Below are 6091 nucleotides of genomic sequence, written 5' to 3' on the forward strand. Positions count from 1 at the left end.
TCCTTTTATATCACTTACCATGCATTTTACTACGGTTTGATTAATGAATCCATATGCGAACGAATTTTTTTGCGGAACGCTTCACTTAAGTAAAGGTCTGCTCCTTTTTCGATTTCACTGCGATAATGACTTGGCGGAGCGATTTCTTCGCACTTTTGAAGGACGAGAAAGGTTAAACAATCCTCATATACTTGATCCCCCATTTTGACATCGACAAAAGCTGGACGATAAGTGCCCTCATATACACCCTCTCGTTTGTACAAATAACGAATGGCATCAAAAGGCACCTCATACAAAACGCCCTCTGTTTCTCCGCCGTCTTCTACCATATCGGCTCTTGATCCATCAGGCCGCACCAATGTAAATCTAGTTGTAAAGCGGTCAAGTGCACCGCCTCCGACGATTCGTTTGAAGTAATGATCGACTTTAGCTAGCTTAAACCTTGCATCATCCATACAGGAGCCATAGGCAAAATAATAGAAGGATGACGGCTTACGCTGCCACAGTCTGTATTCTTTCCAGCTGCCGCTCTCAATTTCCTTCAGCCCTGATGCCATCTGCTCTGGTAATGTGTATGCAATGGCCGCCTTTGGTCCTTGATCCGTCATAACATCAATTTCCTGCTTGTCATACCCTTCCTCTAGCGCGTCTAACTTATTCAACGTTTCAGCGGTCACCTCATACAATTCCCCATATACTGTGCTTTTTCCCGCGAGAATACACGCAGGGTATCCTGCACCAGTATCGTATAACCTTCCATTTATCCAAGCTGATTTAGCTAATGGCCTGCTTTCTTTCATATACGCCTCATGGTGCTCTTCATGTTTTAGAAGCGCCCCATATACAAATAAAGTTTTCTTCTTCATGAAATCACGTCCTCTCACCTTGCTACTTTCTGCTCTTTTGACACACAGGTAAATAAATATGAAAAGCTGTGCCTTTTCCCAGCTCACTGGATACTTCCATTCTTCCGTGATGATCTTTTAAAATCGTCGCACAGATGGTCAGACCAAGCCCTGTCCCTTCTTTTTTAGTTGAGAAGAAAGGGTCATATATTTTCTGAATATCCTCTTCAGACATCCCTTTCCCTTCATCTTGAATGGTGATTTTCCATTCATTCATCACTTTCTCTGTTGATATGTATATGCTGCCGCCTTCAGGCATCGCCTCAATGGCATTTTTGATTAAATTAATGAACAGCTGCTTCATTTGGTTGGCATCTGCTAAGATAGCCCCAGCATCCTGCTTTTTAAATGGCTGCTTGAGGTCAATATTAGAAAGAACTGCATTTGTTTTTAGCAGGGTAATCACCTGTTCTAACAGCTCATGAAGCCGGACTTCTTGAAAATTGACCGATTGAGGCTTTGCTAACACAAGCAGCTCGCTTAAAACAAAATCAATCCGTTTAATTTCGGAAAAGATAATGTCAAAATAATCGGTTCTTTCGGGATATTGTGTTTTCATCAGCTGTAAAAAGCCGTTTACTGATGTCAGCGGATTTCTGACTTCATGGGCAATTCCAGCGGCTATTTGTCCTGCAACGGCGAGCTTTTGCGCCTGCATTTGCAATTGCTGGTTGGATTTTTCAAGCTCGAGCTTTGCCTGCTTTTGTTTCGTAATATCGGCAACCGTTCCAATACCTCCAGTAAACTGGTGCTGCTCATCAAAGTAGAGCTTGTAATGAACGTCTCCCCATACCTTCTTTCCCTCTTTATGGAGGAGCTGCAGTTCAACTCGACCCGCATCCTTATGCTCTTTTATCACAGATAACAAATGCTTGACAACCCGCTCTTCTTGATCAAAGTACTGATTGTACATCGTGCCTAGACATTCATCTATGTCGTAGCCCGTCATTTGTTTCCATGCTTGATTTAAAAAAATGATTTGACCCTTTTCATTTGTTTCAAAGACGATTTCTTGCAAGTTATCTGTTATTCGATTCAGCCGCTCCGTCAGTTCGTGTGCTTCTTTTTCTCGTTTGTTTAAATCTGACACAAGTAAATTTAACCGGTCCACATAGCCTGAGACGACCCAAATACAAGCTAAAACAACGACTGTAAAGACTAGATCGAGCGGCCAATTAATTTGATATCCGCCTAGATAATAAAAGAAATCCCAGCTTAAGATTAATATAAATGCAAGAACAGATAACACGATCCGCACTTGATATGTTTTGTTCAAATGATTCCACCTGCCGCCCTGAGATTCTTTGTCAATTGTACCATTTTCCACTTATTTTTTGAGGGAGATGGGGCATTTTTAAGGAACTTTTTTCATAAAAAATAGCCTGTTCTCAGCACGAAGCAAGAGAGCAGGCTATTTTTATTTACTGCTGAAGGGCTTCTTGCAGCTCTTTTAGCAGTAGTTCTGCGCCTTCAGCGCTTAATGTAATTTGACCATTTCCATATTCATGATTCTCAGAAGTAATCTCACCAGTCATGAGACAAACACCTTGAGGCTGATATTTTTTCAAGACGATTTTCTCTCCATCTATAAAAAATTCCATACTGTCTTTAATTGCGATATCAAGTGCTCTTCTCAATTCGATTGGCATAACAATACGCCCTAGTTCATCTACTTTTCTTACGACTCCGATAGATTTCAATTTCGTTCCCTCTTTCTTTCATTAGCTCAAGATCAATCTGTTATTCACCAATTGATATATCGTAGACGTAAGAGATTCACGAAAGGTTTCTCCTGCTTAAAAATTTTTTTCATAAAAGAAAAAACAAAGGGAAAATTTATTGTGTTTGTCAAAATGAGACTTAAATTTTACAGATTCATTTCAAGGTCATCACGAACCCCCACAAATGACATCAGCCCTCTGAACTTTTAAATGTAAAATTGTTTAAAACAGCAAAAATAGAGATTGGGTGAAAACATGTTTCAAAATGCCGAAATTGGAATTGATTTAGGAACAGCTAACATATTGGTTTATAGTAAAAACAAGGGAATTATTTTAAATGAACCGTCCGTCGTGGCAGTAGATACAGAAACAAAGACTGTACTTGCAGTCGGATCAGAAGCAAAAGAAATGATTGGAAAAACCCCTGGGAAAATTGTGGCGATACGCCCGATGAAAGATGGTGTCATCGCTGATTATGATATGACAACAGATTTACTCAAACAAATTATGAAAAAAGCAGGGAAGAATATTGGATTTACCTTTAGAAAGCCGACCGTCGTTGTATGTACACCTTCTGGTTCAACAGCTGTCGAGCGCCGCGCGATCAGTGACGCTGTAAAAAATTGCGGGGCAAAGCATGTGCATTTAATTGAAGAACCTGTCGCAGCTGCAATCGGCGCTGATCTACCGGTAGACGAGCCTGTTGCAAATGTCGTCGTAGATATTGGCGGAGGAACAACCGAAGTGGCGATCATTTCATTTGGCGGCGTTGTCTCTTGTCATTCCATTCGAATTGGCGGAGATCAGCTGGATGAAGATATCATTACGTTTGTCAGAAAGAAATACAATCTACTGATCGGAGAGCGGACAGCCGAGCAGGTGAAAATGGAAATTGGGTATGGACTCATTGAACATGAGCCTGAGTCATTAGAAGTGCGTGGACGCGATCTTGTCACAGGTCTCCCAAAAACGATCACACTCGATTCTCATGAAATTCAAGGCGCCCTGCGAGAATCACTTCTTCATATTTTAGAAGCGATTCGTGCCACGTTAGAGGACAGCCCTCCAGAGCTAAGTGGTGATATTGTAGACCGCGGCGTGATTTTAACTGGCGGTGGTGCTCTTTTAAATGGCATTCAAGAATGGCTCTCTCAAGAGATTGTCGTTCCGGTTCATATTGCGGCAAATCCGCTGGAATGTGTAGCGATTGGAACGGGGCGTTCATTAGAAGTCATCGACAAATTGCAAAAAACATTAAAATAATCTTCCTGTTCTACTTCTTTTTTCATCATTTCGATCATATCGTGAGAAATGGATAAACGTGAAGGAGGAAGAACATGTTGCTTGATTTAGGTAAACGGGTCGTTGTCACAGTCATTTTAACGGGTATTATTTTAGGAGGAATGAGCCTGTCGTTTTCACATATGCCCCCTTCTAATGCACAGCCTGTGAAACAACTGAACCGCTAAAAAAGCCGCACGAAAGCGGCTTTTTTATTTTGGCTTCAAAGCGAATCCCCATTTTCCTTTTCGGTCATAAATCTGATATGATGAACATGACTAAAGGAGGGTTTTTTATGAATTCATTCAAAAAACAACTAGATCAATATGCAAAGACCATCGTTGAAGTCGGTGTGAATGTTCAAAAAGGACAGGAAGTGGTCGTATCTGCGTTTACGGAATCTGTAGACCTTGTTCGTCTTGTGGCAAAACACGCGTATGAGCGCGGGGCGAAAAACGTACATATCCGCTGGAGTGATGGTGTTCTCACCCGTTTAAAATACGAACATGCACCACAGGATGTTTTTGAGCAATTCCCAGAATGGGAAGCACAGATGATGGAAACCATCGCAAAACGCGGCGGCGCTTTTATTACCATCTTGTCAGAAAGCCCTGACCTTCTGCGAGGCATTGACTCGAAAAAAATCGCTGCACAGCAAAAGGCCGCTGGTTCAGCACTTCATACATATCGTCAATACGTTCAATCTGACAAAGTCGCTTGGACGGTCGTAGGTGCTGCATCAAAAGACTGGGCGAAAAAGATTTTCCCTGACCATACAGATGAAGAGGCTGTCGCTTTATTATGGGATCAAATCTTTAAAGTCGCACGTGCTGATCAAGCAGATCCTGTTGATGCGTGGAAAAAGCATGATGAGTCACTCAATGAAAAAGTAAATGTATTAAATGAGCGTCACTACCACAAGCTGCACTATGCAGCACCAGGTACAGATTTAACGATCGAGCTCCCAGAGCAGCATATTTGGGTAGGTGCTGGCAGCGTGAGTGAGCGCGGTGTATCTTTCATGGCCAATATGCCGACAGAAGAAGTATTTACCGTGCCTAAAAAAGATGGTGTGAACGGTACTGTCTCAAGTACAAAGCCGCTCAGCTATGCCGGAAATATCATTGATGAATTCACATTAACCTTTGAAAATGGCCGGATTGTGGATGTCAAAGCTAAAGAAGGCGAAGATATCTTAACATCACTGGTTGAAACAGATGAAGGTTCTCATTATTTAGGCGAGGTTGCCCTCGTACCAGATGATTCACCGATTTCAAACTCGAATATCCTCTATTACAATACACTTTACGATGAAAATGCATCGAACCACCTTGCCATCGGCAGCGGTTATGCGTTTAATATCGAAGGAGGAAAAGAGATGAAACGAGAGGAATTAGACGCAGCTGGTGTCAACAGCAGCATTACACACGTCGATTTCATGATTGGTTCAAAAGAAATGAATATTGATGGGATCACAAAAGACGGGAAGCGTGAACCGATCTTCCGTAATGGAAATTGGGCTTTTTAATCAAAAAAAGACATCCGTGTGGATGTCTCAGCTTGTAGACAAAGTCTACAAGCTTTTTTGTATAATAAGGGTAATAACACAATTCTGTGGGGGATGAACATGTTATCAAAACGTGAAGAAGAAAGAAGAAATCAATTAGAAGTAGTGGCTTTAGATGAATTAGTACCTGAAGATCATCTTGTGCGAAAAATTGAACAAGCCATTGATTTTGACTTCGTTTATGATCTTGTCAAAGATCATTATAGTTCTGACAATGGTAGACCAAGTGTTGATCCCGTTGTTCTCGTTAAAATGGTCTTGATTCAATATCTATTTGGCATTCGCTCTATGCGTCAAACCATTAAAGAAATCGAAACCAACGTTGCTTATCGTTGGTTTATTGGGTATGGGTTTTCTGAGAAAATTCCGCACTTTTCTACCTTCGGTAAAAACTATGTGAGACGCTTCCACGATACAGATTTATTTGAACAAATTTTTTATCGAATCTTAAGAGAAGCGATGAAAAAAGGACTCGTTGACCCTTCTATTGCCTTCATTGATTCAACTCATGTAAAAGCGAACGCTAATAAGAAAAAACTTGAAAAGAAAATCGTTCGAGTAGAGACGAGAAGTTATCAAAATCAGCTTCATGAGGAGATCAATATTGATCGTGAAGA

At 41.1% G+C, this 6091-nt stretch carries 6 protein-coding genes and 1 pseudogene; 4 read left to right on the top strand and 3 right to left on the bottom strand.

Annotated elements, in window-relative coordinates:
* Window positions 1–29: 29 nt before the first annotated feature.
* From ACSLGF_RS17710 to ACSLGF_RS17720, 3 genes are all read right to left on the bottom strand, one after another.
* The gene (locus tag ACSLGF_RS17710; RefSeq protein ID WP_456007555.1) at window positions 30–866 is read right to left on the bottom strand and encodes a gamma-glutamylcyclotransferase; all 837 of its coding nucleotides are present in this window, start codon (window positions 864–866) and stop codon (window positions 30–32) included.
* Between the two features lie 22 nt (window positions 867–888).
* On the bottom strand, window positions 889–2181 hold the full coding sequence (locus tag ACSLGF_RS17715) for an ATP-binding protein (RefSeq protein ID WP_456007557.1): 1293 nt from the start codon (window positions 2179–2181) through the stop codon (window positions 889–891).
* A 145-nt stretch (window positions 2182–2326) separates the two neighbouring features.
* Window positions 2327–2605, bottom strand: a complete 279-nt coding sequence (locus ACSLGF_RS17720; protein ID WP_456007558.1) for an AbrB/MazE/SpoVT family DNA-binding domain-containing protein — start codon at window positions 2603–2605, stop codon at window positions 2327–2329.
* A gap of 276 nt (window positions 2606–2881) precedes the next feature.
* Here ACSLGF_RS17720 and mreBH point away from each other — a divergent pair, with 276 nt between their 5' ends.
* The 4 genes and pseudogenes from mreBH to ACSLGF_RS17740 all read left to right on the top strand — a co-directional run.
* Window positions 2882–3889 (top strand): rod-share determining protein MreBH, encoded by a 1008-nt coding sequence (gene mreBH, locus ACSLGF_RS17725; protein ID WP_099728754.1) that lies wholly within the window; start codon window positions 2882–2884, stop codon window positions 3887–3889.
* Window positions 3890–3963: 74 nt separating this feature from the next.
* Entirely contained in the window at window positions 3964–4095 is a 132-nt protein-coding gene (locus ACSLGF_RS17730; RefSeq protein ID WP_003210922.1) for a protein YkpC, read from the top strand.
* A 107-nt stretch (window positions 4096–4202) separates the two neighbouring features.
* A complete protein-coding gene (locus tag ACSLGF_RS17735) occupies window positions 4203–5435 on the top strand; it encodes an aminopeptidase (RefSeq protein ID WP_456007560.1) in 1233 nt (410 codons plus the stop codon).
* A 99-nt stretch (window positions 5436–5534) separates the two neighbouring features.
* Window positions 5535–6091: pseudogene (locus ACSLGF_RS17740) on the top strand (IS1182-like element ISBpu1 family transposase); the annotation flags it as partial.

The organism is Bacillus sp. A015 (assembly GCF_053851875.1).